At 71.9% G+C, this 25803-nt stretch carries 25 protein-coding genes and 1 pseudogene; 5 read left to right on the top strand and 21 right to left on the bottom strand.

Annotated elements, in window-relative coordinates; translation table 11 throughout:
- Positions 1-18: 18 nt before the first annotated feature.
- Positions 19-894, top strand: coding sequence for a nucleotidyltransferase domain-containing protein (locus AAFN69_RS11795; protein ID WP_347728531.1), 876 nt, complete (start codon positions 19-21; stop codon positions 892-894).
- 84 nt (positions 895-978) lie between these two features.
- On the opposite strand, the gene AAFN69_RS11790 is transcribed toward AAFN69_RS11795, so the two are convergent.
- Positions 979-1803 (bottom strand): inositol monophosphatase family protein, encoded by an 825-nt coding sequence (locus AAFN69_RS11790; protein WP_347728343.1) that lies wholly within the window; start codon positions 1801-1803, stop codon positions 979-981.
- Between the two features lie 221 nt (positions 1804-2024).
- Between AAFN69_RS11790 and AAFN69_RS11785 the strand changes: the two genes are divergently transcribed.
- Entirely contained in the window at positions 2025-3083 is a 1059-nt protein-coding gene (locus AAFN69_RS11785) for a lipoate--protein ligase family protein (RefSeq protein WP_347728342.1), read from the top strand.
- Positions 3084-3167: 84 nt separating this feature from the next.
- On the opposite strand, the gene AAFN69_RS11780 is transcribed toward AAFN69_RS11785, so the two are convergent.
- The 7 genes from AAFN69_RS11780 to AAFN69_RS11750 all read right to left on the bottom strand — a co-directional run bounded on the left by AAFN69_RS11780 (position 3168) and on the right by AAFN69_RS11750 (position 10380).
- Positions 3168-4169: a TIGR03842 family LLM class F420-dependent oxidoreductase gene (locus AAFN69_RS11780; RefSeq protein ID WP_347728341.1), complete on the bottom strand. Its 1002-nt coding sequence runs from the start codon at positions 4167-4169 to the stop codon at positions 3168-3170.
- A gap of 24 nt (positions 4170-4193) precedes the next feature.
- On the bottom strand, positions 4194-5600 hold the full coding sequence (gene hydA, locus AAFN69_RS11775) for a dihydropyrimidinase (RefSeq protein ID WP_347728340.1): 1407 nt from the start codon (positions 5598-5600) through the stop codon (positions 4194-4196).
- Positions 5601-5715: 115 nt separating this feature from the next.
- On the bottom strand, positions 5716-6996 hold the full coding sequence (locus AAFN69_RS11770; RefSeq protein WP_347728339.1) for an aspartate aminotransferase family protein: 1281 nt from the start codon (positions 6994-6996) through the stop codon (positions 5716-5718).
- On the bottom strand, positions 6993-7835 hold the full coding sequence (locus AAFN69_RS11765) for a nitrilase-related carbon-nitrogen hydrolase (protein WP_347728338.1): 843 nt from the start codon (positions 7833-7835) through the stop codon (positions 6993-6995). The genes AAFN69_RS11770 and AAFN69_RS11765 overlap by 4 nt, the downstream gene beginning before the upstream one ends.
- A gap of 150 nt (positions 7836-7985) precedes the next feature.
- A complete protein-coding gene (locus tag AAFN69_RS11760) occupies positions 7986-9554 on the bottom strand; it encodes a hypothetical protein (RefSeq protein WP_347728337.1) in 1569 nt (522 codons plus the stop codon).
- 128 nt (positions 9555-9682) lie between these two features.
- Positions 9683-10072 carry a PPOX class F420-dependent oxidoreductase gene (locus AAFN69_RS11755; protein WP_347728336.1) on the bottom strand — a complete coding sequence of 130 codons (390 nt, stop codon included), beginning with the start codon at positions 10070-10072 and terminating at the stop codon, positions 9683-9685.
- Positions 10073-10128: 56 nt separating this feature from the next.
- Positions 10129-10380 carry a helix-turn-helix transcriptional regulator gene (locus AAFN69_RS11750; protein WP_347728335.1) on the bottom strand — a complete coding sequence of 84 codons (252 nt, stop codon included), beginning with the start codon at positions 10378-10380 and terminating at the stop codon, positions 10129-10131.
- Between the two features lie 64 nt (positions 10381-10444).
- Between AAFN69_RS11750 and map the strand changes: the two genes are divergently transcribed.
- On the top strand, positions 10445-11212 hold the full coding sequence (gene map, locus AAFN69_RS11745; protein ID WP_347728334.1) for a type I methionyl aminopeptidase: 768 nt from the start codon (positions 10445-10447) through the stop codon (positions 11210-11212).
- A 153-nt stretch (positions 11213-11365) separates the two neighbouring features.
- Here map and AAFN69_RS11740 read toward each other — a convergent pair whose 3' ends face one another.
- Positions 11366-12223: a glycoside hydrolase family 75 protein gene (locus AAFN69_RS11740; protein ID WP_347728333.1), complete on the bottom strand. Its 858-nt coding sequence runs from the start codon at positions 12221-12223 to the stop codon at positions 11366-11368.
- Positions 12224-12404: 181 nt separating this feature from the next.
- The gene (ggt, locus tag AAFN69_RS11735; RefSeq protein WP_347728332.1) at positions 12405-14210 is read right to left on the bottom strand and encodes a gamma-glutamyltransferase; all 1806 of its coding nucleotides are present in this window, start codon (positions 14208-14210) and stop codon (positions 12405-12407) included.
- 106 nt (positions 14211-14316) lie between these two features.
- Here ggt and AAFN69_RS11730 point away from each other — a divergent pair, with 106 nt between their 5' ends.
- Positions 14317-15063 carry a hypothetical protein gene (locus tag AAFN69_RS11730; protein ID WP_347728331.1) on the top strand — a complete coding sequence of 249 codons (747 nt, stop codon included), beginning with the start codon at positions 14317-14319 and terminating at the stop codon, positions 15061-15063.
- A 66-nt stretch (positions 15064-15129) separates the two neighbouring features.
- Positions 15130-15427: pseudogene (locus AAFN69_RS11725) on the top strand (acyl esterase); the annotation flags it as partial.
- A 65-nt stretch (positions 15428-15492) separates the two neighbouring features.
- Here the strand turns inward: AAFN69_RS11725 and AAFN69_RS11720 are convergent.
- The 11 genes from AAFN69_RS11720 to AAFN69_RS11670 form a co-directional block, all read right to left on the bottom strand.
- A complete protein-coding gene (locus tag AAFN69_RS11720) occupies positions 15493-16368 on the bottom strand; it encodes an amino acid ABC transporter permease (protein ID WP_347728330.1) in 876 nt (291 codons plus the stop codon).
- Positions 16365-17009 carry an amino acid ABC transporter permease gene (locus AAFN69_RS11715; RefSeq protein WP_347728329.1) on the bottom strand — a complete coding sequence of 215 codons (645 nt, stop codon included), beginning with the start codon at positions 17007-17009 and terminating at the stop codon, positions 16365-16367. Before AAFN69_RS11715 ends, AAFN69_RS11720 begins: the two co-directional genes overlap by 4 nt.
- Positions 17010-17026: 17 nt before the next feature.
- Positions 17027-17974, bottom strand: a complete 948-nt coding sequence (locus AAFN69_RS11710; RefSeq protein WP_347728328.1) for a glutamate ABC transporter substrate-binding protein — start codon at positions 17972-17974, stop codon at positions 17027-17029.
- Positions 17975-17990: 16 nt separating this feature from the next.
- The gene (locus tag AAFN69_RS11705) at positions 17991-18737 is read right to left on the bottom strand and encodes an amino acid ABC transporter ATP-binding protein (protein WP_347728327.1); all 747 of its coding nucleotides are present in this window, start codon (positions 18735-18737) and stop codon (positions 17991-17993) included.
- A 286-nt stretch (positions 18738-19023) separates the two neighbouring features.
- Positions 19024-19470, bottom strand: a complete 447-nt coding sequence (locus AAFN69_RS11700; protein ID WP_347728326.1) for a DUF6278 family protein — start codon at positions 19468-19470, stop codon at positions 19024-19026.
- A gap of 114 nt (positions 19471-19584) precedes the next feature.
- A complete protein-coding gene (locus tag AAFN69_RS11695; RefSeq protein ID WP_347728325.1) occupies positions 19585-20364 on the bottom strand; it encodes an exodeoxyribonuclease III in 780 nt (259 codons plus the stop codon).
- A gap of 30 nt (positions 20365-20394) precedes the next feature.
- Complete coding sequence (locus AAFN69_RS11690) at positions 20395-21021, bottom strand: MBL fold metallo-hydrolase (RefSeq protein ID WP_347728324.1); 627 nt, start codon at positions 21019-21021, stop codon at positions 20395-20397.
- Between the two features lie 12 nt (positions 21022-21033).
- Positions 21034-22329, bottom strand: a complete 1296-nt coding sequence (locus AAFN69_RS11685) for an alpha/beta fold hydrolase (protein WP_347728323.1) — start codon at positions 22327-22329, stop codon at positions 21034-21036.
- Positions 22330-22492: 163 nt separating this feature from the next.
- Positions 22493-23674, bottom strand: coding sequence for a mannose-6-phosphate isomerase, class I (gene manA, locus AAFN69_RS11680; RefSeq protein ID WP_347728322.1), 1182 nt, complete (start codon positions 23672-23674; stop codon positions 22493-22495).
- Positions 23675-23729: 55 nt separating this feature from the next.
- Positions 23730-24302, bottom strand: coding sequence for a hypothetical protein (locus tag AAFN69_RS11675; protein ID WP_347728321.1), 573 nt, complete (start codon positions 24300-24302; stop codon positions 23730-23732).
- A 235-nt stretch (positions 24303-24537) separates the two neighbouring features.
- Entirely contained in the window at positions 24538-25698 is a 1161-nt protein-coding gene (locus AAFN69_RS11670) for an ROK family glucokinase (RefSeq protein ID WP_347728320.1), read from the bottom strand.
- Between the last annotated feature and the right edge of the window lie 105 nt (positions 25699-25803).

The raw sequence follows: 25803 nt of genomic DNA, 5'->3' as shown, positions 1-25803 counted from the left end.
TCCGGCGCGATGAGCGACATGAACACGAATTCCCCCGCCCCTTCCCGTACGGCCATGGCCGAGGCGGCGGTGGCGGCCATGGCGGAGCGGCTGGCGGCGGTCGGCGGAGTGCGCGCGGTGGCGCTGGGCGGCAGCCGGGCCCGCGGCACCCACCGGCCCGATTCGGACTGGGATCTGGGGGTCTACTACCGGGGCCGGCCGGACATCGGGGCGCTGGAGAGACTCGCCGCCGAGGTCACCGGGGCACGGGTGGAGGTCGCCGCGCCGGGCGGCTGGGGCCCCTGGGTGAACGGCGGGGCGTGGCTGCTGGTGGACGGTGTGCGGGTGGACTGGATCCTGCGGGATCTGGACCGGGTGGAGTCCGTCTGGGAGGAGTGCCTGGCGGGCCGGTACGAGGTGGGGATCCAGGCCGGGCATCCGCTCGGCTTCTGGTCGCCGGCGTACCCCGGCGAAGTGGCGCACTGCCGGGTGCTCGCCGATCCGGAGGGCGGGCTGACGGCGCTGCGGAAGGCGGCGGGCAGCTATCCCGAGGCCCTGCGCGAGGCGCTGATCGCTGCCTCGTGGGAGGCGGAGTTCTCGGTCGGCGCGGCGGCCAAGTCGGCGGGAGCCGGGCCGGCGGGCGCCGGGCGCGGCCGGGCGGCGGGTCCGGCGGGCGATCCGCTGCATGTGTCGCTCTGTCTGTCCCGGGCGTTCGGCGTACTGGCCCAGTCCCTGTACGCCCATCACCGGCGGTGGTGTGTGAACGAGAAGGGCGCGCTGGCGGCGGTCGCCGCGATGCCGGACACCCCGGAGGGGTTCGCGGCGAGGGTGGCCGCGGCCCTCCGGGGAGCGGACGCGGAGGCGGTGCGGTCGGCGCTGGAGGTGGTCCGGGAGGTGCGGAGCCTGTGGGAGTGACCCGGTGCGCGGAAATGTGCGGAGTCCGTGGGAGTGACCCGGTGCGCGGAGGGGGCTTTGAAGCACCCCTCCGCACGCCGCCGGTCAGCCCGCGGTGAGCAGCGCGCGCACCCTCTCCGCCGTGGCCGCCGACCTCGCCGCGGTGAAGGGCAGGGCGTTCCCGCCGGCCGTCCGGAACCTCTCGCCCGCCACGGTGAGCTGCGCACCGCCCGCCTCCTCCACCAGGAGCAGGCCCGCCGCGTGGTCCCAGGCGTTCTCCCAGGAGAAGGCCACGGCGTCCAGTTCGCCCCGGGCGACGGAGAGATACTCCAGCCCCGCCGAGCCGCAGGGGCGCGGCCGGACTCCGGGCACATCGAGGCCGAGCAGCGCCCGCTTCTGCTCGGGGGTCGTGTAGTCGGGGTGGGAGGTCGCGATCCGCAGATCGGCGCCGGGAGCGGGCGAGCCCGCCCGCAGCACCACACCGTCGAGCCGGGCGCCCCCGCCCCGTACCGCGGTGGCCATCTCGTCGAGCACGGGGGCGTAGGTCCAGGAGGCCAGCACCTCGCCGCGGTGGGCGAGCGCGACCAGGGTGCAGAATCCGACCTCGCCGCGGACGAACTGCCGGGTGCCGTCGACCGGATCGACGATCCAGACGGGGTCCGCGCCGCGCAGCGCCTCGTACACGGACGGATCCGCGTGCACCGCTTCCTCGCCCACCACCACCGAACCGGGCAGCAGGGCGGTCAGTGAGGCGGTGAGGTGTTCCTCGGCGAGCCGGTCGGCCGTCGTCACCAGGTCGTGCGGTCCGCTCTTCACCACGATCTCGTGTTCGGCGAGCTGCCGGTGGCGCGGCATGATCTCGGCGGCGGCCGCCTTGCGGATCGCCTCCTCCACAGTGGACAGGTCCCCGGCCAGAAAGTCATCGATCATATGACCAGCTAAGCACGCCCGTGCAACTCTCCGGCACCGAATTGTGGCCCGCCGGACGCCCGCGGGATGACAGTCGTGCGAACAGCGAACGGCCATGACCGATTCCCGCCCGCCGGGAAACGGCGAGAAGTCGGCCACGGCGGGCGGCCCGGGGCCCCGGAGTACGATTTGCCTGTTCACCGCAGGTGTGCGGGCGGCAGGTCGAACCGGAGGACTCAGGGATGCATGGCGAGTACAAGGTCCCGGGCGGCAAGCTCGTGGTCGTCGATCTCGATGTTCGGGACGGGGTGCTGCGCGATGTGCGGGTCGCCGGGGACTTCTTCCTGGAGCCGGACGAGGCGATCGCCGCGATCGACGGCGCGCTGGAGGGCGCCCCGGCCGACACGGACGCCTCGGGGCTGGCGGCCCGGATCGACGCCGCGCTGCCGCCGGGCACCGAGATGTTCGGCCTGACGTCGGAGGGTGTCGGAGTCGCCGTGCGCCGTGCGCTGGCCCATGCCACCGACTGGACGGACTACGACTGGCAGCTCGTGCACGAGGGCCCCCAGTCGCCCGCGCTCCACATGGCGCTCGACGAGGTCATCACGGCGGAGGTCGCCGCCGGGCACCGCCCGCCGACCCTGCGGGTGTGGGAGTGGGGCGCCCCGGCGGTGGTGATCGGCAGCTTCCAGTCGCTGCGCAATGAGGTGGACCCGGCCGCGGCCGAGCGGCACGGCATCGGCGTGGTCCGCCGGATCAGCGGCGGCGGGGCGATGTTCATCGAGCCGGGCAACACCATCACGTACTCGCTCTCCGTGCCCGACGCGCTGGTCTCGGGGCTGTCGTTCGCGGACAGTTACGCCTATCTGGACGACTGGGTCCTCGGCGCGCTCGGCGAGATGGGGGTCAAAGCCTGGTATCAGCCCCTCAACGACATCGCCACGGAGGCCGGGAAGATCGCCGGTGCCGCGCAGAAGCGGGTGGTGGGCAGCGGCGGGGGTGCCGTGCTCCACCATGTGACGATGGCGTACGACATCGACGCCGACAAAATGCTCGAAGTGCTGCGGATCGGGCGGGAGAAGCTCTCCGACAAGGGCACCAGGAGCGCGAAGAAGCGGGTGGATCCGCTGCGGCGGCAGACCGGGCTGGCGCGGGAGGCCGTGATCGAGCGCATGATCGACTCCTTCCGCGGCCGGTACGGACTGACGGACGGGAAGATCTCGGACCGGGAGCTGGCGCGGGCGCGGGAGCTGGCTGCGGTCAAGTTCGGCGCACCGGAGTGGACCGCGCGGGTGCCGTGACACGGGTGGTTCCGCCGGCTCCCCGCCCGTTCCGGCGCCGGGACCCGGCGGGCGGGCCGCCCGCCGGGCCGGCTGTTCAGCTGTTCAGCTGTTCAGCGCGGGGATGACCGCGGCGCCGTACGCGTCGATGAGGTCCTCCCTGGCGTCGTGCATGTTGTAGACGGCGAACTGATCGACACCCAGCTCGCGCAGTGCCGTCAGCTTCTCCACATGGGCCTCCACCGGACCCAGTACACAGAAGCGGTCGACGATCTCGTCCGGCACGAAGTCGGCGGAGGGGTTCCCGGCACGGCCGTGGTGGCTGTAGTCGTACCCCTCACGGGACGTGATGTACGAGGTGAGCGCCTCGGGCACCAGTGCGGAGTGCTCCCCGTAGCGCGCGACGAGGTCGGCGACATGGTTGCCGACCATGCCGCCGAACCAGCGGCACTGGTCCCGGGCGTGGACGAGATCGCCGCTCACATAGGCGGGGGCCGCGACACAGATGGTGACGGCGTCCGGGTCGCGCCCGGCGTCGGAGGCGGCCGTGCGCACCGCCTCGATCATGGACTTGACCAGATACGGGTCGGCGAGCTGGAGGATGAGCCCGTCGGCCGCGCGGCCCGCGAGCGCGAGTGCGCGGGGGCCGTAGGCGGCCATCCAGACCGGCAGTTTCCCGTCCCGTACCCAGGGCAGTCGCAGCGGCTGCCCGCCGACCACGGCCTCCCGGCCCTCCGCCAGGTCCCGGATGACTCCCATCGCCTCGCCCAGCCGGGCCAGGGTGTTGGGCTTGCGCCCGGCGACCCGCATCGCCGAGTCGCCGCGGCCGATGCCGCAGACCGTGCGGTTGCCGTACATGTCGTTGAGGGTGGCGAAGGTGGAGGCGGTCACCTCCCAGGTCCGGGTCCCCGGATTGGTCACCATCGGCCCGACGATCAGCCGTTCGGTGTGGTCCAGGATGCGGCTGTGGACGACGAACGGCTCCTGCCAGAGAACCGCCGAGTCGAAGGTCCAGCCGTAGCGGAAGCCCTGGCCCTCGGCACGCCGCATCAGTTCGACGACGGTGGAGGCGGGCGGGTCGGTCTGGAGGACGAGTCCGAAGTCCATGGGCCTGGCTTCTCCCTGTGCTGTTCAGTCGATGTACTGGCAGATGGAACGCGGGGTGTAGCGGCCGTGCCCGGCGCGGCCGGTGAATTCCCGCTGGTCGATGACGATCTCGCCGCGCGAGAGCACGGTCTCGACCTGTCCGGTGATCCGCCGGCCCTCATAGACGGAGTAGTCGACATTCATGTGGTGGGTCGCGGCCGAGATGGTCTGTTCGGCCCGCGGGTCGTAGATCACCACATCGGCGTCGGCGCCGGGGGCGATGGTGCCCTTCCTCGGATAGAGGCCGAACATCCGGGCCGGGCTGGCGCAGGCGATCTCGATCCAGCGGCGCCGGCTGATGTGCCCGTCCAGAACGGCCTGATGGAGGAGGTCCATCCGGTTCTCCACTCCCGGCAGGCCGTTGGGGATCGCGGAGAAGTCGCCCCGGCCCAGCTCCTTCTGGCCCTTGAAACAGAAGGGGCAGTGGTCGGTGGAGACGACCTGGAGGTCATTGGTCCGCAGTCCGCGCCAGAGCGCGGCCTGGTGTTCGCGGGGCCTCAGCGGGGTGCTGCACACATACTTCGCGCCCTCGAAATCCGGCTCGGCGAGATTGTCGGTGGAGAGGAACAGATACTGCGGACAGGTCTCGCCGAAGACGGGCAGCCCCTTGTCGCGGGCCGCTGCCAGTTCGGCGACCGACTCCTCGGCGGAGACATGGACGACATAGAGCGGGGCTCCCGCGACCCGGGCGAGCTGGATGGCGCGGTGGGTGGCCTCCGCCTCCAGCAGCACCTTGCGGACCTCGCCGTGGTGGCGCGGATCGGTGTGTCCTGCGGCGAGGGCCTGTTCCACCAGGACATCGATGGCGATCCCGTTCTCGGCGTGCATCATGATCAGCCCGCCGTTCCCCGCGCCGCGCTGCATGGCGCGCAGGATCTGCCCGTCGTCGCTGTAGAAGACACCGGGGTAGGCCATGAAGAGCTTGAAGGAGGTGATGCCCTCCTCCACCAGCCGGTCCATCTCCTTCAGCGACGACTGGTGCACATCGGAGAGGATCATGTGGAAGCCGTAGTCGACGGCGCAGTTGCCGTCGGCCTTGGCGTACCAGGCGTCCAGACCCTCCCGCAGCGAGCGCCCCACGGTCTGGACGGCGAAGTCGACGATGGTGGTGGTGCCGCCCCAGGCGGCGGCGCGGGTACCGGTCTCGAAGGTGTCGGAGGCGAAGGTGCCGCCGAAGGGCATCTCCATGTGGGTGTGGGCGTCGACGCCTCCCGGGATGACGTACTTCCCGGTGGCGTCGATGATCCGGTCGGCGGTCCAGGACGCGGCGACGTCGGATCCATGGGCGGCGAGTGCGGCGATCCGGCCGTCCTCGGCCAGCACATCGGCATGGATCTCGTCCGCCGCGGTGATGACCAGACCGCCGCGGATCAGTGTGCGGGTACCGCTCATTGCCGGTGACGCTCCCTTCTGTCGTGGCCCGCGCGGTCGCCGGTGGCACCGCCGTGCGCGGGCGGGCGGGGGGTGAGGAGCGCCGGGCCGGGCGAGCGGCCCCGCGCGTGACGGGCTACAGCTCGCGCAGGGCCCGTTCGAGGACGGCCGCGCCCTCCTCCGCCTCGGCGACGGTCAGGGTGAGCGGCGGGGCGATCCGCAGCACACTGGTGTTGTGCCCGCCGCCCTTGCCGATGAGCACTCCGCCCTCGCGGGCGGCCTCCAGGACCGCAGCGGCCTGCTCCGGGCGGGCCTCCCCGGTCTCCGGGTCGGCCAGTTCGATGCCGATCATCAGCCCCCGGCCGCGCACCTCGCGGACGAGCGGAACACCCGCGCCGATGGCCCGCAGCCGTTCGATCAGCAGTCCGCCGACCCGCCGGGCATTGCCCTGGAGGTCGTGTTCCAGCAGATGGGTGAGGTTGGCGAGACCGGCGGCCATGGTGATCGGCGAGCCGCCGAAGGTCGAGATGGAGTTGGCGTCCAGACCGTTCATGATCTCGGCCGGGGCGACCACCCCGCCGATGGACATGCCGTTGCCGATGCCCTTGGCGAAGGTGAGGATGTCCGGCGGGCCGTTCTCCGCGTGGGCCTGCCAGCCCCAGAAGTGGTCGCCGGTGCGGCCCCAGCCGGTCTGCACCTCGTCGGAGATCCAGAGGATGCCGTGCCGGGCGAGCACTTCCCGGAAGGCCGCGTACAGACCGTCCGGCGGGGCGGTGAAGCCGCCGACGCCCTGGACGGGTTCGGCGATCAGCGCGGCGACATCGCGGGTGTGGCCGAGCAGATCCTCCAGGTCGGCGACGCAGGCCCGGATGAACCGCTCGTCGGAGAGCTGGGCGTACGGGCCCCGGGTGCGGACCGCGCCGTGCACGTACAGCGTCTGGAGCGGTGACAGGCTCGTGGGTGACCAGGCTCTGTTGCCGGTGATCGAGACGGCCGAGAAGGACCGGCCGTGGTAGCTGTTGCGCATCGCCAGCACCTGGTTGGAGCGCCGGTGCGCGGTGGCGAGCAGCAGCGCGGTGTCATTGGCCTCGGTGCCCGATGTGGTGAAGAAGACCCGGGCGTCGGGGATGCCGGAGAGCGCGGCGATCCGCTCCGCCAGCTCGATCATCGGCCGGTTGAGATAGAGGGTGGAGGTGTGGATGATCCGCCCGGCCTGTTCGGCGACCGCCTTGGTGACCTCGGGCAGCGCGTGGGCGGTCATGGTGGTGAGGATGCCGCCGAAGAAGTCGAGATAGCGGTTGCCGTCGGCGTCCCACACATGGCGGCCCTCGCCGTGGGTGATCTCGATGGGCCGGCGGTAGTAGAGGGACACCCAGTCGGGGATGACGGCCCGGTGCCGGTCGTGAAGGCTGCTCACGGCCGCACCAGCCCCTCGTACGCGTCCGGCCTGCGGTCCCGGTAGAAGGCCCACTGCCGGCGCACCTCGTCGATGAGGCCGAAGTCGAGGTCGCGCACCAGGAGTTCCTCGGACTTGTCGTCGGCGACCTCGCCCACGAACTGGCCGCGCGGGTCGACGAAGTAGCTGGTGCCGTAGAAGTCGTTGTCGCCGTACTCCTCCCGGCCGACCCGGTTGATGGCGGCGACGAAGTACTCGTTGGCGACGGCCGCGGCGGGCTGTTCGAGCTGCCAGAGATGGGCGGAGAGACCGCGTGAGGTGGCGGAGGGGTTGTAGACGAGCTGGGCTCCGCCCAGGCCGAGTTGGCGCCAGCCCTCCGGGAAGTGGCGGTCGTAGCAGATGTAGACGCCGATCCGGCCGGCGGCGGTCTCGAAGACCGGCCAGCCGGCGTTCCCCGGCCTGAAGTAGTACTTCTCCCAGAAGCCCTTCACCTGCGGAATGTGGTGCTTGCGGTACTTGCCGAGATAGGAGCCGTCGGCGTCGATCACGGCGGCGGTGTTGTAGTAGAGGCCCGGGCCCTCGGTCTCGAAGACGGGGACGACGATGACGAGGCCGGTCTCCCGGGCGAGTTCCCGCATCCGGACGACGGTGGGACCGTCCGGCACCGGCTCGGCCCAGCGGTAGTGCTCGGGCTCCTGGACCTGGCAGAAGTAGGGCGCGTTGAAGACCTCTTGGAATCCGATCACCCGGGCGCCTCGGCGGGCCGCCTCGCGGGCGTGTTCCTCATGCTTGGAGATCATGGATTCGGTGTCGCCGGTCCAGGTCGCCTGGACGAGGGCGGCACGTACGACATGGGCCATGAACAGCTCCTTCGGCAGGGCGTCAGCGAGCCTCTACGCACGTAGACGCGGTGCGTAGAGGGAGAACGTAAGCCCCGTCACAGAGCGGTGCAAGACCATCGCCGTGAACCAGCGGAGTCGATCTTGATTCACCCGGGCGGTCGATACGGGTCAGCCGCGCAGATGCCCCGCCACCCTCAGCGCGTGCACCAGGTGCTGCTCGTGGTCGGCCGACTGGGACCGGGCGGCCTCCAGCAGGGGGGTCACCAGCCGGCGCGGATCCAGGGCGGCGATCCGGGCGGCGTCGGACGCCGAGTGGAGCTGTACGCAGGCGGCGAGCACCGCCTGTGCCTCCGTGCGCTGCCCCTGGTCCTCCAGGGCGAGCACCGCCTCGGCGATCTCCCGCGCGGGGCGGGCCACACACTGCCGCAGCAGTTGCGCGCTGTCCCGGTCGCGGCCCTCGGCGGCGAGGGCGCCGGCGATCGCGGCGACCCGGATCACCGGCTGGGTGGACGCCTCCCAGAGCAGGGTGGCCCAGTCGGCGTCGAGCCCGGCGCGCTCCAGTTCCCCGGCGAGCGCCGGCAGCCACTCGGCGGGCAGGGCGGCGGCCTCGCAGAGCACCGCGTACGCCTCGCCGCCGCGCTGGGCGGATCTCAGCCGGGCGAGATCCCCGGCGATCCGGCGGGCCGCGGACCCCGCGTCACCGGCGCCGGTACCGCTCCCACCGGCGCCGTCCGCTCCGCCGGGGAGCGGTTCGGAGGCTCCGTAGCGGGCACCCCTGGGCGCGTCCGGGGCATCGGACGAGGGGGGTACGGGATTCTCCGCACGGCTCTCCCCGAAGGGGTGGGCGTCCTCCCGGCCGGCCGGGGCCTCACCGGCGAAGCGCGCTCCCCCGGGGCGGCGTCCGCGCGAGGGATTCCCCTCACCGCCGGGCCAGGGGGAGGGATCCCGGTCCACCGGGGCTGGGGTGTCCGGCCGGCCGGCCGCGGCCCATTTACGGGTGCGCTGCGCGGGTCCCGCCGGGCGCTGTGCGGGGGTCTCGGCCCCGCTGCGGCCGGGCGCGGGGCGCGTCTGCCGGCTTCCGCCGGATTCCCCGGGGCCGGGTCCTCCGTCTCCGGGACGGAACCAGGCGGGTGCGGGGCCGCGCTCGGCGGTCCGTTCGCGGTCCGGTTCGCGGCCCTGCTCCGGGGCGTGTTCATGGGTGGTCTTCTCGGGACCCCCGCCGCCGGCCGGAGCGGGCGCCTCCGCGGCGGCCGCGTCCGCGGTCTCCGGGGCCGGTGACGCGGGGAGGGCCGCGAGCCGGGTGCGGAGCTCCGCCAGTCTCGCGGTCGCCCGCGCCTGGTCGTCGCGTATCCACTCCAGCTCGCCCGCCAGCCGCTCGGCCTCGGCCGAACCGGCCTCGCAGGCGTCTCGCTCGCGTATCAGCTCCTCGGCGCGGACGGTCGAGCGGATGAGCTCCTGGCGCATCAGCTCCACCCGGTCCGCCAGCACACCGCGCCCGCCCGGGCGCCGGTCGTAGGCGGCGGCCGACGACGCGTGGAGCCGCCGCGCGCGGAGCTCCTCATGCGCCGCGAACTGCGGTCCGTGCACCGCCGCGAGGTCCTGGAGCAGGGCCGCGACCACGTCCCAGGGCGGTACCTCGACCCCGTCCAGGCATTCCTGCATCCCGTCCGGGTCCCGCTGCCAGAAAACGGCGTACCAACCCCGTTTCCGGTCCAACAGCGCGGTCAATTCGACCATATACCGCGCGAATACGCCTGTTTCCACCGGTGATTGATGCACCGCCATCGCCGCCGCTCCTGTCCGGAAAATCCGTGGATCCGGTGGCATCGCACCTTAGCGGTGTTGGGCCCCAACCATGTGCGGTGTTACCGGGTCTTTTCCGAGAGAGTTACGGCAATCGCCGTATGCGGCCGCTTTCCGCGCCGCACCACGGTCGCGGGCACGTCGATGAGCCAGAACCGCCAGGAGTACTTGCGGACCAGCAGTTTGCGGACCCGGCCGGTGTCGTCGAGAAGCTCCGCGGTGCCCTCGGCGCGGAGCGCGTCCGGCGCGATGTTGCCGCGCATGTCGCAGACGGCGACCTCGACCCGGCTGTCGTTGCGCAGCCGCCGGACCTTCCACGAGTCGGAGCGGGTCCACACATGGAGCCGTCCGCCGTCCTCGGCGAACCAGACGGGTGTGGCGACCCCTGTTCCGTTCTTCCGGAAGGTGGTCAGGCTGATGTACTGGGCGGTGGCGAAATCCTCGGCTGTCACGCCGCGAGAGTACGCCTCACCGCCGCCGTCGGCACGCCCCGCGCGGGGCGGGGAGCTCAGGCGGGCGCCGGTACGCAGAGGGTGGCGAGCTCGTCCATGGAGAGCCCGAGGGCCCCGGCGAGGGCGGCCACGGTGAAGAAGGCGGGGGTCGGGGCGCGGCCGGTCTCGATCTTGCGCAGGGTCTCGGCGGAGATCCCGGCGACTCCGGCGATCTCCACCATGCTGCGTTCGCCGCGTGCGGTGCGGAGCAGCCGGCCCAGACGTTCGCCGCGCTCGCGCTCTTCGGGGGTGAGAGGGGTTCGGACCATGCCGTTATTCTAATGCCGCATCGACCGGTATGAGAATAACGGTGCGACCGGTATAGTAATTGGCATGATGGAGATCAAGACCGATACGGCGATCGAGGCGATGCGTGAAGCGGGCCGGGTCGTGGCACAGGCACTCACCGCCGCCCGGGAGGCCGCTTCCCCCGGGGTGAGCCTGCTGGACCTGGACCGCGCCGCCCGCGCGGTGCTCGACGGGGCCGGGGCGCGGTCCCCCTTTCTCGGCTACCGGCCCAGCTGGGCGCCGGTTCCCTTCCCGGCGGTGCTCTGCACCTCGGTCAATGACGCGATCGTGCACGGCATCCCCGACGCCGGCCGGCTGCGCGACGGCGATCTGGTGAGCCTGGACTGCGGGGCGGTGCTGGACGGCTGGGCGGGCGACGCCGCGGTCAGCTTCACCGTGGGCCGGGCCCGCCCGGAGAACACCCGGCTGATCGACACGGCGGAGCAGGCCCTGGCCGCCGGGATCGCCGCGGCGGTGGTGGGCAATCGCATCGGCGACATAGCCCATGCGATCGGGCGGGTCTGCCGCGAGGCGGGCACCGGGATCCCCGACGGATTCGGCGGCCACGGCATCGGCCGCGAGATGCACGAGGACCCGGGGGTGCCCAATGAGGGCCGGCCGGGGCGCGGGGTTCCGCTGCGGCACGGCATGGTGCTGGCCATCGAGCCGATGGTGATCGGGGGCGGCGGCGACGGCCACTGGACGGCGCGGGACGGCTGGACCATCCGCACCCTGGACGGCAGCCGCGCCGCGCACGCGGAGCACACGGTGGCGATCACCCGGGACGGCCCGCGCGTCCTCACGGCGCTCTGAGAGTCCGGCGGGCGGGAGTGCGGGGCCCTCCCGCGCCCCGCGCTCCGGGAAGGACCCGCACTCCGGGAGCGCCCCTCGCCCCGGGAGCGCCCCCTGGCATGGGGGAGGCCCCCTCGCCCCGGGAGGGCCCGGCGTTCCGGGAAGGCCCCGCGCTCAGTTCTCCCGGAGGAATTTCCGGGCCAGCCGCTCGCCGAGGGCGACCGCCGTCGCATGGCTCTCGATCGGTCTGACCCGGGAGTCGCGGAAGAGGATGTAGGTGACACCGGATGCCGCGCCCCCGGTTCTGGGGTCGGGGTCGATGCCCAGGGACTCGGCCATGGCGTACGACGCCTCACCGATCACCCCGGCGGGGCCGGTGTCGCCGACCACTCCGTACCGGACCCGGCCGCCGTGGACGACGGCGACCACTCCCCCGCCCCTGATGCCCGATTCGGGGTACCGCCAGATCCGGCTGGGGCTCGGCACCACGATGAAGGGCAGCTTCTCCGCCTTGAGCGGTCTCCCGTCGGACTGGGTGTACGCCGTGCTGGAGCCGAAGTACGGATCGGTGGCGGCATTGCACCGGATGCCCGGCCGGCCGTCGCAGTCGATGTCCAGATCGGCCTTCCAGAAGACCGCGCCGTTCTTCCCGCAGACGGGGACGTCGGCCTTCCGGTGCATGTCCCTGCGGTATCTCCCCCGGGAGATCTGCCGGCACTCCGTCACCTCGGCCAGCAGCTCGGCGGCCGAGACCGGTGCGGCCGGCTCCTCTGCCGTATCGGCGGGTTTCTTCCGGACACCGGCAGCCTTCCGCGGATCGGGGGGCGCGGCCGTCTCCGCCCGCCCGGCGGGCGGGGAGGGATCCGCGGCACCGAGCACGGCCGAGGGGATCTGCGGGCGGGAGAGCGGCGGGGGCGGTGGCGGGGGCACCACGACACGCGGAACGGTGTTCGCCTTGGCGGGCAGGGCCGCGGCGCTGAGCAGAGCGGCTCCGGAGACGGCGGCGATGACGAGGGTACGGGTGCGGACCATGGGACAAGTCACCTTTCCATGAGGAAAAGCGTACTTACCCACTAATAGCCACAACTGATACCTCTTCATGCACTCGTCAATCGCCGCCTCGCGCGCAACGCGCGCGGCCCGCCCGGCAGTTGCCTCCGGACGGGCCGCGCGGGCACAGGGCCGGACGGATGACCGTGCCCCGTGCCGGGTTCTACGGGGTGCCGCTCGGGTGGACGACCATGGCCGAGCCGCCGCCCCTGCGCACCTTCTCGGCCGCCGCGACCCAGCGCCCGTCGGGCAGCCGCTCCACACCGGTGGCCGCGCCGATCTCGGGGTTGAGGCGGAAGCCGTGCCCGATCCGCTCCAGTTCGGCCCGGAGCGGGCTGTTCCAGAGGGCCGGCTCCAGCTCGGTCGTCGCCTGGTTGCGCTGACTGGCGCGCGGCGCGGCGATCGCCTCCACCAGCGGCAGGCCCCGGTCCAGACGGCCCGTCAGGGTCTGGAGGACCGTGGTGATGATGGTCGCGCCGCCCGGTGAGCCGAGGGCGAGCCGGGGCCGTCCGTCGTCGAGCACGATCGTCGGTGAGATGGACGAGCGGGGCCGCTTGCCGGGCCCAGGCAGATTGGGGTCGTGGACCGCCGGATTCGCCGGGGCGAAGGAGAAGTCGGTGAGCTCGTTGTTGAGCAGGAAGCCGCGGCCGGGCACGGTGATCCCGCTGCCGCCGGTGGATTCGATGGTCAGGGTGTACGCGACGACATTGCCCCACTTGTCGGCGACGGTCAGATGGGTGGTGTGCTCGCCCTCATGGGTGGTCGGCGCGGCCGTGCCGCCCGCACCGCACGCCGCCGGCCTGCGCGGGTCGCCCGGCGTGAGCGGGCTGGTGAGCACCGCGTCGTCCCGGATCAGGCAGGCGCGCGAGTCGGCGTACCGCTGGGAGAGGAGTTCGCGCACCGGCACGTCCTCGAAGGCGGGGTCGCCGACCCAACGGCCCCGGTCGGCGAAGGCGATCCGGCTGGCCTCGATGAAGCGGTGCAGATAACGGGCCTGGGTCGCCTTGGACAGATCGGTGCGCTCCAGCATGTTGAGCGCCTGGCCCACGCTGGTGCCGCCCGACGAGGAGGGAGCCATTCCGTAGACGTCCAGGCCCCGGTAGGAAATCTTGGTGGGGGCGCGCCGGATCGTCTCGTACGCCCGCAGGTCCCGGGTGGTGAGATCGCCGGGGCGGACGGTGCGGGTGGCGCCCTCGCGCACCGGCGGGTTGCGGACGGTGCGGACGATGTCGCGCGCGATGTCGCCCCGGTAGAGGGCGCGGGTGCCCTCGCGGCCGAGTTCCCGATAGGTGCGGGCCAGATCGGGGTTCTTGAAGACGGAGCCGACGGCAGGCAGCTCCCCGCCGGGCAGGAAGAGTTCGGCCGTGTCGGGGAAGTCGGCGAACCGGGCGCGGTTGGCCTCGGTCTGCGCGCGGAAGGTGGCGTCCACCGTGAAGCCGCCGCGGGCCAGCCGTTCCGCCGGCCTCAGCAGCTTGGCGAGGGGTTTACTCCCCCAGGCGTCGAGCGCCGCCGCCCAGGTCGCCGGGGTGCCGGGGACACCCACACCGAGACCGCTGGTCTGTCCCTCCTCGAACGGAATCGGTCTGCCGTTCTCCACGAAGAGCCCCGGCCCGGCCGAGCGCGGGGCGGTCTCCCGGCCGTCGATGGTGCGGACGGCGCCCGTGCGGGCGTTGTAGTGGACGAAGAAGCCGCCGCCGCCGATGCCCGCGGAGTACGGCTCGGTGACGCCGAGGGCCGCGGCGGTCGCCACGGCCGCGTCGGCGGCGTTCCCGCCCTTGCGGAGCACCTCGATCCCGACGGCGGAGGCGTCCGCGTCGACACTCGCGACCGCTCCGCCGTATCCGACCGCGACCGGTGTCTTCGCGGGCGGCAGCGGGGCGCGGCCGGGCGGTGCCGCCGCGCCGATCGACGAGATCAGTGCCACGGCAACGGCCAGAACCGGGACGGTCCTTAAGGTGGTGCGACGCATCCGTACCTCCGAATGAGCGAGTGTCGGCGCACTCTAGCCGCCGGGGACACCGTCCGTCAGGACCGCGTCGAACGCGGTTGCGACCGCCCCCATACCATGCCCGGCCATGAACGACGATGTACGCAATATCGTGCTCGGTGTGATGGCGGCGGGCATCAGCGCCTCGCTCGGCTGGCTCACCCGCACCCATCTGTGGCGGCGCCGGCTCCGCCGCAAGCAGGCGTTCCTCGGACTGCCGGGGAACGCGGAGTCGCTGCTGGTCGTCAACCGCGAGGCGGGACGCGACGGCTCGGTGCACCGCTTCGACGTCTTCGCGCTGATAGAGCTCTCCGCGCTCATCAAGGAGTGCGGGGCGCACACGCAGATCCTCTGGCACGACACGGCGGGGCAGGGGTTCGGCGAACGCACCGAGTTCTGTCTCGGCGGGCCCTTCTCCAACCGGCGGATGGCGGCACATCTTCACTCACTCCTGCCGGGCGTCCGGGTGAACACCAGTCCGGAGCGGGGCCCGGATCAGGGGGCGTTCCGGATCGGGCCGGAGCGGTACCGGGTCGATCCGGGGGTGGCGGAGTACGTCCTGCTGGCGCGGCTGACGGCCGGGGAGGCCGGGCGGCCGGTCTTCCTCTTCTGCGGGCAGCGTGCCATCACCAATCAGGCGGCGACCCGGTATCTCGCCCGGCACCACGAGAAGCTGGCGCGCAAGTACCGCGGCGAATCGTTCGTCCTGCTGCTGAAGGTGGTCAATTCACAGGCGTACGGGCCGGATGTGGTCGAGCTGGTGGCGGATGTGACCCGTACGGCACGGGAGCCGCTGCCCGCTCCGGCTCCCGCCTCGCACCGGGCGACGGGCTGAGCGGGCTCCTCCGGTACGGCGGACGGGCCTCGGGGGCCCGGATGCCGTTGCCGTCACCGCCGCCGTACCAAGGAGAGCGGCACCCGCGTCGCCGGTTCTCTGCGACGCGGGCCCGCTCGGCCTCGGCAAGCCGGCCGGCAGCGCTCCGCGGCTCCGCCACGGCCGGACGTCCGGCCGGCCGTTCGCCGCCGGCCCGGAGCTCTTCTCCACCGCCTGTGACATCCCGGCAGGCCGGCGTCTCGCCATGGCTGTCGGCACTGTCGACCCGCTCTCCATCGGGCACGATCCGCTGGGCACACAGCTGACCTTCTCCTCGTTCGCGGCCGGCCCGTGCGCTCAGTCGGTCCGGTCACGCCAGAAGTGATCACCGGCTGCCGCCCGGTCCCGTCGGGGACCCGGTTCGCACCCCATGAGCCACTGCCCGGCCCGCTACGTCCTTCCGGGCGCGTTGGGTCCTTTGGGCAGCAGCGTCCCTGGTTCGGCCGGGGCGATCTCCGCGGCCTCGGTTTTCGGATTGCGGCGCTGCCTTCTGGCGATCCAGTTGGCGAACCAGGAGAGCAGCATGCACATCCCGATGTAGATCGGCGAGATGACCATCACCACGGGGATGAACGGCAGATCGTAGTCGAGGTTCGACGCGATCAGCTTTCCGGCGTGGAGGAATTCCTCATAGGTGATGAGATAGCCGAGCGAGGTGTCCTTCAGTGCCACCACGAGCTGGCTGATGATGGCGGGCAGCATGGCGCGCACCGCCTGCGGCGCCAGGACATGGGTCATGACCTGTGTTTTGCGCATGCCCAGCGCGTACGCGGCCTCGCGCTGGCCGCGGTCCACCGAATTGACCCCGGCACGGAACACCTCGGCGAGCACGGAGCCGTTGTAGAGGGTGAGTCCGGCGACCAGTGCGGGCAGTGGCTGCACTTTCAGCGCCACGAAGATGAAGAAGATCATCACCAGTACCGGCATGGCCCGGAAGAACTCCACGACCAGGGTGGCGACCCAGCGCACCGGCCGGTGGTCGGAGAGTCTGCCGCAGGCCAGGATCCCGCCGAGGACGAGGGAGAGCACGGCCGCGTAGGCGAATGCCTTGAGGGTGTTGCCGAGACCGCGCAGCAGCAGCTCCTGGATTCCCTTGTACTCGAAGGGGCTCCATTTCTCGGCGGTGAACTGACCGGTGTCGAAGAGGAGATACAGCACCCAGCCGATGAGCGCGAGGATCGCGACGGTGGAGATGACGCCGTAGATCCGGTGACGTCTGCGGGTTCTGGGACCGGGGATGTCATAGAGGGCGGTGGAATCGGTCATCGGGCGACTCCGTAGCGCTTCTCCAGCACGTTGAACAGCGCACTGATGGTGAGGGTGATGATCAGATATCCGACGGCGATCCAGACGAAGGTCCAGATGATGTTGTAGCCCAGTTCGCTGAGGGTCTTGTAGGTGCCGAGCAGTTCGGTGACGCTGAACGCCCCGGCGATGGCGGAGTTCTTGGCGAGGGCGATGAGCGTGGAGCCGACCGGGGAGATCACGGTGCGGAACGCCTGCGGCAGCACCACATTGTTCAGGGTCTGGCCGAAGGTCATGCCGAGGCTGCGCGCGGCCTCCCCCTGGCCCTTGGGGACCGTGTTGATGCCGGAGCGCAGGGCTTCGCAGATGAAGGCGGAGGTGTAGCAGCCCAGCGCGAGCACCGCGAAGACCTTGAAGGGCAGGACCAGCCCGAAGCGGGGCAGTCCGAGGAGCACGGCGAAGAAGAGCAGGGTCAGCGGGGTGTTGCGGAGCACGTTCACCCAGACCGCGCCGATCGTCCGCAGCGAGCCGACGGGAGCGACCCGGAAGGCGGCCATCAGGAAGCCGAGGGCCAGGGCGAGCAGCGAGGAGTAGACGGTCAGCTCGACGGTGCCGAGGAAGCCCTCGGCGTACAGGGAGAAGTTGTCGGTCAGTACCTTCATGCCGGCACCGTGTTTCCTCAGCTCGCCGGGTAGCGGTCGATCGGGGGCGGCTCGGGCGCCGGGACTCCGGAGAGACCGAGGGTGGCGTCGTAGGCCTTCTTCCAGTTGCCGTTCTTCTCATTGGCCTCCAGGGCGTCGTCGATGGCGAAACGCAGGGCGTTGTCGTCGCGCGGGACGCCGATGCCGTAGGGCTCCTCGGAGAAGGGCTTGCCGACGACCTTCAGTTCGTCGGGGGCCTTGGCGGCGTAGCCGATGAGGATGGCGTCGTCGGTGGTGACGGCGTCGACCTGGTAGGTGAGGAGGTTGTCGACGCAGATGGAGTAGGTGTCGTAGGCGACCAGCTCCGCCTTGGGGTAGTCCTGCTGGATGCGCTGGTAGGGGGTGGAGCCGGTGGCGGAGCAGACGCGTTTGCCGTCGAGGTCCCGCGGGCCCTTGATGTCGTCCTCGTCGGCCCGGACCAGAAGGGACTGTCCGGCGAGGTAGTAGGGGCCGGCGAAGCCGACGAGCTTCTTGCGGTTGTCGTTGATGGTGTAGGTGCCGACGTAGTAGTCGATCTGGCCGTTCTGGAGGGCGGTTTCGCGGTTGGCGGAGGCGATGGTGCGGAAGTCGATCCGCGCCGGGTCGAGACCGAGGGAGGCGGAGACCATGCGGGCGATCTCGATGTCGAAGCCCGAGTAGAGGCCGGTGGCGGGGTCCTTCTCGCCGAGGTACGGCTGGTCCTCCTTCACCCCGACATTGAAGTGACCGCGCTTCCTCGCCTTGCGCCAGGTCGGTGAATCGTTCAGCTCGAAGCCGGTGTTCACCGCGTACTGCGGCAGCTTCCCCGGTTCCGGTCCCTTGACCGGGGGGCTGCCCTCCTTGCCGCAGGCCGCCGCTGCGAGCAGCAGCACCAGCGCGAGCGCGGTGCGCAGCAGGGCGCCGCGGATCCGGCGCGCGGCCGGGCGGGGGTGTGGTGTGTGTGGCATCGGTCCGTGCACCCCCTCAGTGCTTGAGGATCTTGGAGAGGAAGTCCTTGGCCCGGTCGGTGCGCGGGTTGGTGAAGAACTCGTCCGGGGTGCGGTCCTCCAGACAGCGGCCGTCGGCCATGAACACCACACGGTTGGCGGCGGAGCGGGCGAAGCCCATCTCATGGGTGACGACGACCATGGTCATGCCGTCCCGGGCGAGCTGCTGCATCACCTCCAGGACCTCGTTGATCATCTCGGGGTCGAGGGCGGAGGTCGGCTCGTCGAAGAGCATGACCTTCGGGTCCATGGCGAGCGCGCGGGCGATGGCCACCCGCTGCTGCTGTCCGCCGGAGAGCTGGGCCGGGTACTTGTCCGCCTGGTCGGCGAGGCCCACCCGGTCGAGGAGTTCCCGGGAGCGCCGGTCGGCCTCGTCCTTCTTGCGGCCCCGGACCTTGACCTGGGCGAGCGAGACATTGGCGAGGACGGTTTTGTGGGCGAAGAGATTGAAGGACTGGAAGACCATCCCGACATCGGCCCGGAGCCGGGCGAGTCCTTTTCCCTCCGCCGGAAGCGGTTCGCCGTCGATGGTGATCGTGCCGGACTCGATGGTCTCCAGCCGGTTCATGGTCCGGCAGAGCGTCGACTTGCCGGAGCCGGACGGCCCGATGACCACCACCACCTCCCCGCGTCCGACGGCGAGATTGATGTCCTGGAGAACGTGCAACTGCCCGTAGTGTTTGTTGACGTCCCGCAGCTCGATCAACGGATCGACGACGGCCATACGCTGCCCTGCCCCACTCATCGCTTGTCGAGGTCAGCGCAAACTATCCAGCCCGATAAGGGACTTCACACACGACACGCATAAATAGGGCATAAGCCGTATTTATTGATGCGGCAGTTCGGAGGAGGTTCGGGCGTCCGTTCGGATCCGGGGCGGACCCCGGGCGGGTGCGGAACGGGTGCGGAACGGGTGAGGCGCGCGGCCGGGCGGGGCCGGTGAGACGGGTGCGGGGTACGGGGCCGGGCGGAGCTCGTACGGGTACGGGGCCGGGCGGGGCTCGTACGGGTCAGGCCTCGGCCGCCTCCGCGTAGACCTGCGACAGCTCGGGCGCCCCGTTGACGGCCCATTCCAGCCCCGCCTCGACCACACCGATCTCCCGGCCGGAGGCGAGCCGCACCACCGGATGACCGGCCGGCCAGATGTGCCAGCTCGCGCCCGGCACCGTACGGACGATGACCGTGCCCAGATAGAGCCCGGCGTCATTGCCCAGCCAGGGCAGCTCCTCCGGATCATCGCGCCAGCGCGGCGGAAGCTGGTCCAGCGCGGCCAGGGACTCCGGGGAGTCGTCCAGGACCAGACCCAGCCGCTCTGCTCGGACACGCAGCAGCTCGCACTCCGAGAGCAGCTCGGCGATGGCCGCCGCCCGCTCCGGGTCGGTGTCGGCGGCGGGATCACCGGTCCGCCGCTCGTCGCCGTGGCGCCTCAGCCAGTTGTCCAAGAAAGGGATGTTCATACCACTCAGCGTCGCATCCTCACGGCGGGGGGCACCACAGGGCGCGCGTCAACCGTTACCGGATGTCATCACCGCGCCCCGCCGGACGGGGGCGCGGCGGTACGGGCCGGGGAGTCAGACGGTCAGATCCACCACCACCGGGGCATGGTCGGACGCGCCCTTGCCCTTGCGCTCCTCGCGGTCGACATAGCCGTCCTTCACCGCCGCCGCGAAGGGGGCGTTGCCGTAGACCAGGTCGATGCGCATGCCCCGGTTCTTCGGAAAGGCGAGCTGGCGGTAGTCCCAGTAGGTGAAGGGATGGGTGTACTTGAGGGGGCGCGGCACCACATCGGAGAGGCCGGTCTCCCGCAGCGCGGCCAGCGCCGCCCGCTCGGGCTCGGTGACATGGGTGCTGCCCTCGAAGACGGAACGGTCCCAGACGTCGTCGTCGGCCGGGGCGATGTTGAAATCGCCGAGGACGGCGAAGGGCCGCTCCCCCGCCGCGTCCGCCGCCACGGCCTCCTTCAGCGCCCCGAGCCAGGCCAGCTTGTAGGTGTAGTGGTCATGGGTGACCTCCCGGCCATTGGGCACATAGACCGACCAGAGCCGGACCGGGCCACAGGTCGCCGAGATGGCCCGCGGCTCCTGCGCGGCTCCGTACTCCGGCCCGCCGGGCAGACCCTTGACCACATCGGTGAGCCCCACCCGGGAGACCAGCGCGACGCCGTTCCACCGGCCGTCGGCGTGGACCTCTGATTCGTACCCGATCTCCCGGAGCTGCTCGGCGGGGAACTGCTCCGCGGTGCACTTCGTCTCCTGGATACAGAGCACATCCGTACCGCTGGCCTCCAGCCAGGCCAGCAGCCGGGGCAGCCGGGCGGTGATCGAGTTGACGTTCCAGGTGGCGATTCGCATGGGGTGAAGCCTAGTACCGGGCTCTGACAGTCACAGGTCCACGCTGTCCCCCGGGGCGGGCATGGCATGCGGCGCGCCGCCGAGATTGCGCAGGTGGGCGTCGTAGAGCGGTCTGGCCAGATCGGTCAGCAGCGCGTCGTGGACATCGATGACCCGGCCCGGCCGCACCTCGCGCACATAGTCGATGACCTCGGAGATCTTGCTCCACGGCGCCTGGACCGGCAGGAGCAGGGTCTCGACCGGCCGGCCCGGCACGGTCAGCGCGTCGCCCGGGTGGAAGACGGAGCCGTCCACGAGGAAGCCCACATTGGTGACGCGCGGCAGATCCGGGTGGATCACGGCATGCAGTTCGCCGTGGACCTCGACGCCGAGGCCGGCCGCGGTGAAGGTGTCGCCGCCGCCCACGGTGTGCACCCGCCCGGGGAAGGCCGCCGACAACTCCGCGGCCACGCTCCGCGGCGCCCACACCTCGGCCCCGGCGGCGAGGGCCGCCCGCAGACGGCCCTCGTCGAAGTGGTCCGGATGCTCATGGGTGACCAGGATCGCGTCCGCGCCGGCGGCGGCGTCCTCCTCGCTGAAGGCGCCGGGGTCGATGACCAGCACCGCCCCGTCCTTCTCCAGCCGCACACAGGAATGCTTCCGCTTGATGAGCTTCATGGGCCCATGGTGCTATGCCTTGGGGGCCGTCTCCTCCCGGATGACCTCACGCGCCACCGCGAAGGCGGCGTTGGCCGCCGGAATTCCGCAGTACAGGGCGGTGTGGAGGAGGATTTCCCGGATCTCGTCGGGGGTGAGTCCGTTCCGCAGCGCGGCGCGGGTGTGGGTGGCCAGCTCCTCCCGGTGACCGCCGGCGATCAGCGCCGTCAGGGTGACGACACTGCGGGTGCGCCGGTCGAGCCCCTCGCGGGCCCACACCTCGCCCCACGCGTACCGGGTGACGAGCTCCTGGAAGTCGCCGGTGAATCCGTCCGCCGCCGTGACCCGGTCCACATGGGTGTTGCCCAGGACCTCCCGGCGGATCCGTGTCCCCGCCCCGAGGGGGTCGGGGCGGCCGGCCGCGGGCTCCTCGCCGGAGAGCTCGGCGGGGTCACCGGCCGGGACCGCGGGGGCGATCTCCGCCACGGGGGTCACCGGCGCGGAGACCACCGGCACCGGCTGCTGCACCGGGATGGCCGACAGGGTGTCCTGGGCGACGCCCGCGAAGTGGCGCACGAGCAGATCGGTGACCGCGCCGGGCTGTTCCACGGGCGCCAGATGGGAGGCGCCGGGCACCAGGGCGAGCCGGGCGTCCGGTATCCCGGCGACCAGGGTGCGCGCCTCCGCGGGGCCCGTGACCTGGTCCTCCGAGCCGACGAGTACGAGGGTGGGGACGCCGACCCGGCCCAGATCGGCCCGTGCGTCGAAGGCGGCCAGCGCCTCGCAGGCGGCGATGTAGCAGCCGGGGTCGGTGGTGCGCACCATCTGGACGGCCCAGTCGACGATGGCGGGCTGGGCGGCGGCGAAGCCGAGGGTGAACCAGTGCTCGGGAGCGCTGCGGGCGATGGGGTCGAGACCGTTGGTGCGGACCACCACGCCCTGACGGCGGAATTCGTCGGCGGTCCCGAACCGCGGTGACGCGGCCACCAGCGCGAGGGAGGCGATGCGATGGGGATGGCGCAGCGCCAGGTCGATGCCGATCGCCCCGCCGATCGAACAGCCCGCGTAGCCGAAGCGCTGGATGCCCAGCTCGTCGACGGTGGCGAGCAGCCGGTCGGCGAGGTCCGCGACGGCGATGGCCGGGTGGGCGGGGGCGCCGCCGTGCCCCGGCAGGTCGTAGCGGAGGACCCGCCACTCGCGGGAGAGGTCCGCGATCTGCCGGTCCCACATGTGCCATGTCGTGCCGAGAGAGGGGCCCAGGATCAGGACCGGCGCGTCCTCCGGCCCGTCAACGCGGTATTGCAGGGTCTTGGTCGTCGTCTCACTCACCCGCTCACGCTCCCATATCTCATCACGTCCCACGGGAGGGGGTCGGGACACTCGCAAGACCTCCCCAGTTGTCCGCCGCGGCGGGAGACCCGTCCGGGGTTCCGTATGCGGGCATGTGCGGATACCGCCTGCCGCGCGCGCCCCCGGGGCGGCGGAGTGCCGCTCAGCCGACGGCGGCGACGAAGAGCGTCGCCTTGCCCTCGGCCGTCACCGGGCCGTCCGCCGCGGAGAGGAAACACGATTCGCCGCGGGAGAGTCCGAGCTCGCCCTCGCCGTCCCGCAGCACCGCGGCACCCTCCACGCACAGCACGATCCTCGGCCCGCCGGCGAGGACCCCGACCGGGTCGCCGTCGATGCCGAACCGGTGCAGCCGGAACTCCGGTGCGGTGGAGTCGTACACGCTCACCGCGTCCGACCCGGGCAGCGGCCGCGGCAGCAGTACGGGCACCTCGACGGCCGGATCGACGACCCGGAGCAGTTCGGGGACGTCCAGATGTTTCGCGGTCAGCCCGGCGCGCAGCACATTGTCCGAATTGGCGAGGAGCTCCACTCCGACGCCCTTGATGTAGGCGTGCGGCCCCCCGGCGGGCATGAAGAGCGCCTCCCCCGGTTCCAGGACCATGTGGCGCAGGAGCAGCGAGGCCAGCAGGCCGATGTCGCCGGGATGGTCCGCCGACATCCGTACGAACGCGTCGTACGCTCCCCGGTGCGCGCCGCCCTCCGCGATCAGCCGCTCGCATGCGGACCCGGCGGCGCCGAGCAGCCGGGCCCGGTTGTGCGCGGGCCAGGTCAGCACCAGCCGCAGTGCCTCGGTCAGACGCTCCGGACCGCCGTCGGCGCGCAGTGCGCGGCTCACCGGGCGCAGCTCCGGCAGGCCCAGCGCGCCGAGCACCTCGGCCGCCTCGGCGGCCTCCCGGAAACCGGCCAGTACCTCGAAGGGTGTCAGCGCGCAGAGGATCTCCGGCTTCGGCCAGTCGTCCACATAGGTGCGGGCGCCCCTGTCCCCCCGCTCCGCGGCGAAACCGGCCTCGGCCTGTGCCCGGCCGGGGTGGACCTGGATGGAGAGCGCCTTCTCGGCGGCCAGGATCTTCAGCAGAAACGGCAGCCGGCCCCCGAAGCGGTCCCGGCACACGGCTCCCAGCTCGCGTACCGGATCGGCCGCCACCACGGCGTCCAGGGTTGTCTCCCGCCCGTCCCGCGTCACCCCGGACGGGGCCGAGGGGTGGGCCCCCATCCACAGTTCCGCCTCGGGGCCGGCGGACGGCACCGGGCGTCCCTGGAAGTCGGCGATCACATGCCGGGAGCCCCAGGCGTACGGCTGGAGGACTGGTCTGAGCAGATCCATCGGGTCAACGTACTGTCCGCGCGGCGGCCCTGTCAGCCGGGTGCCGGGGCACCCGTCAGGGGTTGGCCGTGGAGACGACGTACACCCTGGGACGGTCCGCGTCGGACAGGTCGACGGTGATGTCCTGGGAGGGGCGCGGGCGCTCCTTCTCCTTGCGCGTACTCGTCCAGGGCATTCCGTCGCGGAAGTCCCAGCCGACCGTGGCGGCGTCCCGGGGGGCGATGCCGACGCCCTCCTCCAAGGCCCCGCGGCTGGTGCCCACGCCGTCGAGGAAGCGGTCGAGACCGGCGGAGGTGGTGGTGAACTGGACGTACAGCCTGCTGGTCTTCCAGTTGCTGGTCTCGAAGTAGGCGACCTTGGTCGACTTGCGCGGGATGGGCACCTCGAAGATGCTGCGCTTCGTCTGGGAGGGCCAGCTGTCCCGCAGCCCGCTCGCGGACGCCTCGGCGGCCTTCTTCCGGCCGCTCTCGCGGCTCTGCTCGGCGGAGATCACCAGATATCCGGCCGGGATGCCCACGAGCAGGACGATGATGATCGCGGTCAGCCAGCGGCGGAGGATCATGTGCCGCCGCCCCTCGGGGGGACGGAAGCTCTGATCCGGGGAGGTGAGCTGGCGGGGCACGGTCATGACGAGGGCGTTCCTGAGATGCTGCGGCGGAGGCGGACGGGGTCGAGTCTACGGTCCGGCGGGCGGTGGACGGCGCGCGGCGTGATCGGCCGGCCGGGAGCGGGCCCGGCGGACGGGGCCGTACGGGCGACCTCGGGATGCCCGGCGGGCGGGGCGGGAGGGGCCGGTGGCGGGGCGCCGCGCGGCGGGAGGTCCGGAGGTGAGGGCTCCCGCGCCGGGCGGGCGGGGCCCGGGGTCAGGGCTCCTGTGCCGTGCGGGGCGAGGTCGAATTGCGCAGGGCCTGCGCGTACCGCTCGTACCGCTCGTGGCGTTCCACCCGCCGGCGGTTCGCGCGCCGGAATCGGCGGGCCACCAGCCGGGCCAGATCGGCCGCTCCGACCATGCCGGCCTCCGGGCCGAGCTGGGCCTTGGTGATCCGGGCCTCCGGGCGGTAGCCGCGGCCGGTGAGATGGCGGCGGAAGGCGTCCCGGGCCGGGCCGATGAGAAGGTCGTCGGCCGCGCTGACACCGCCGCCGATGACGAAGCAGGACGGGTCGAGCGCGGCGGCCAGATTGGCGATGCCGACGCCGAGCCACTGTCCGATGTCCTGGAAGAGCTCCACGCACATCGCGTCGCCCTCGCGGGCGAGCTCGGTGATCAGCGGGCCGGTGATGTCGCCGACATTGCCGCCGACCCGGTCGATCAGGCTGTGCGCCACGGGGGAATCGGCCGCCGCCAGCTCGCGGGCCTCGCGCACCAGCGCGTTGCCGGAGCTGTACTGCTCCCAGCAGCCCCGATTGCCGCACGGGCAGCGGTGGCCACCCGGCACGACCTGCATATGGCCGAATTCGCCGGCAACTCCGTACTTCCCCCGCTTGACCTGGCCGTCCTCCAGAATCGCGCCGCCGATCCCGGTGCCCAGGGTGATCATCACCAGATGGTCCTCGCCGCGGCCGGCGCCGAAACGCCACTCCGCCCAGGCGGCGGTGTTGGCGTCGTTGTCGACGAGTACGGGCACGGCGAGGCGGGCCGAGAGGGCGTCCCTGAGCGGTTCATTGCGCCAGGCCAGATGGGGTGCGAAGAGCACCTTCGAGCGGTCCGCGTCGACCCAGCCGGCCGCGCCGATGCCGACCGCGTGCACATCGTGGCGGTCGGAGAGATCGAGCACCAGCTCGCAGATGGTGTCCTCGACCACCTTGGGGCTCTTCGACTTGTCGGGGGTCTCGGTGCGGAGCTTCTCCAGGATGACCCCGTCGGCGTCCACGACGCCCGCCATCACCTTCGTACCGCCGATGTCGATGCCGACGGTGGGAACCCGGGGCGCGGTCAGATGCGAACGCCGCTCGCGGGTGCCGACGGTGCGCAGGACGGTGGCGCGGGCGGAGCCGCGGTGCGCGAAATCGCGATAGGTGCTCATGTCCCTGCGGGGTGTCGGGGGCGGGGGGCGTCCCATGGGTACGCGGGGTGCCCACGGGTGCCTGATTCTGCCATCCGGGGCGCCGGAGCGCGGCCCCCGGCCTTG

The organism is Streptomyces sp. CAU 1734, from assembly GCF_039888735.1.
GTDB lineage: Bacteria > Actinomycetota > Actinomycetes > Streptomycetales > Streptomycetaceae > Streptomyces.
Note: the sequence above shows the minus strand (reverse complement) of the source record. Positions and strands in the feature narration are given on the sequence as shown.

Bases quoted from the DNA above. Each gene is read 5' to 3' on its own strand.
- AAFN69_RS11740 (WP_347728333.1), bottom strand. From the start codon at position 12,223: ATGGTCCGCACCCGTACCCTCGTCATCGCCGCCGTCTCCGGAGCCGCT.
- AAFN69_RS11705 (WP_347728327.1), bottom strand. From the start codon at position 18,737: ATGGCCGTCGTCGATCCGTTGATCGAGCTGCGGGACGTCAACAAACAC.
- AAFN69_RS11670 (WP_347728320.1), bottom strand. From the start codon at position 25,698: ATGAGCACCTATCGCGATTTCGCGCACCGCGGCTCCGCCCGCGCCACC.
- AAFN69_RS11760 (WP_347728337.1), bottom strand. From the start codon at position 9,554: ATGGTCGAATTGACCGCGCTGTTGGACCGGAAACGGGGTTGGTACGCC.
- AAFN69_RS11730 (WP_347728331.1), top strand. From the start codon at position 14,317: ATGAACGACGATGTACGCAATATCGTGCTCGGTGTGATGGCGGCGGGC.
- hydA (WP_347728340.1), bottom strand. From the start codon at position 5,600: ATGAGCGGTACCCGCACACTGATCCGCGGCGGTCTGGTCATCACCGCG.
- AAFN69_RS11780 (WP_347728341.1), bottom strand. From the start codon at position 4,169: ATGGACTTCGGACTCGTCCTCCAGACCGACCCGCCCGCCTCCACCGTC.
- AAFN69_RS11715 (WP_347728329.1), bottom strand. From the start codon at position 17,009: ATGAAGGTACTGACCGACAACTTCTCCCTGTACGCCGAGGGCTTCCTC.
- ggt (WP_347728332.1), bottom strand. From the start codon at position 14,210: ATGCGTCGCACCACCTTAAGGACCGTCCCGGTTCTGGCCGTTGCCGTG.
- AAFN69_RS11765 (WP_347728338.1), bottom strand. From the start codon at position 7,835: ATGGCCCATGTCGTACGTGCCGCCCTCGTCCAGGCGACCTGGACCGGC.
- AAFN69_RS11690 (WP_347728324.1), bottom strand. From the start codon at position 21,021: ATGAAGCTCATCAAGCGGAAGCATTCCTGTGTGCGGCTGGAGAAGGAC.
- AAFN69_RS11700 (WP_347728326.1), bottom strand. From the start codon at position 19,470: ATGAACATCCCTTTCTTGGACAACTGGCTGAGGCGCCACGGCGACGAG.
- map (WP_347728334.1), top strand. From the start codon at position 10,445: ATGATGGAGATCAAGACCGATACGGCGATCGAGGCGATGCGTGAAGCG.
- manA (WP_347728322.1), bottom strand. From the start codon at position 23,674: ATGGATCTGCTCAGACCAGTCCTCCAGCCGTACGCCTGGGGCTCCCGG.
- AAFN69_RS11710 (WP_347728328.1), bottom strand. From the start codon at position 17,974: ATGCCACACACACCACACCCCCGCCCGGCCGCGCGCCGGATCCGCGGC.
- AAFN69_RS11695 (WP_347728325.1), bottom strand. From the start codon at position 20,364: ATGCGAATCGCCACCTGGAACGTCAACTCGATCACCGCCCGGCTGCCC.
- AAFN69_RS11790 (WP_347728343.1), bottom strand. From the start codon at position 1,803: ATGATCGATGACTTTCTGGCCGGGGACCTGTCCACTGTGGAGGAGGCG.
- AAFN69_RS11750 (WP_347728335.1), bottom strand. From the start codon at position 10,380: ATGGTCCGAACCCCTCTCACCCCCGAAGAGCGCGAGCGCGGCGAACGT.
- AAFN69_RS11675 (WP_347728321.1), bottom strand. From the start codon at position 24,302: ATGACCGTGCCCCGCCAGCTCACCTCCCCGGATCAGAGCTTCCGTCCC.
- AAFN69_RS11720 (WP_347728330.1), bottom strand. From the start codon at position 16,368: ATGACCGATTCCACCGCCCTCTATGACATCCCCGGTCCCAGAACCCGC.
- AAFN69_RS11785 (WP_347728342.1), top strand. From the start codon at position 2,025: ATGCATGGCGAGTACAAGGTCCCGGGCGGCAAGCTCGTGGTCGTCGAT.
- AAFN69_RS11795 (WP_347728531.1), top strand. From the start codon at position 19: ATGAACACGAATTCCCCCGCCCCTTCCCGTACGGCCATGGCCGAGGCG.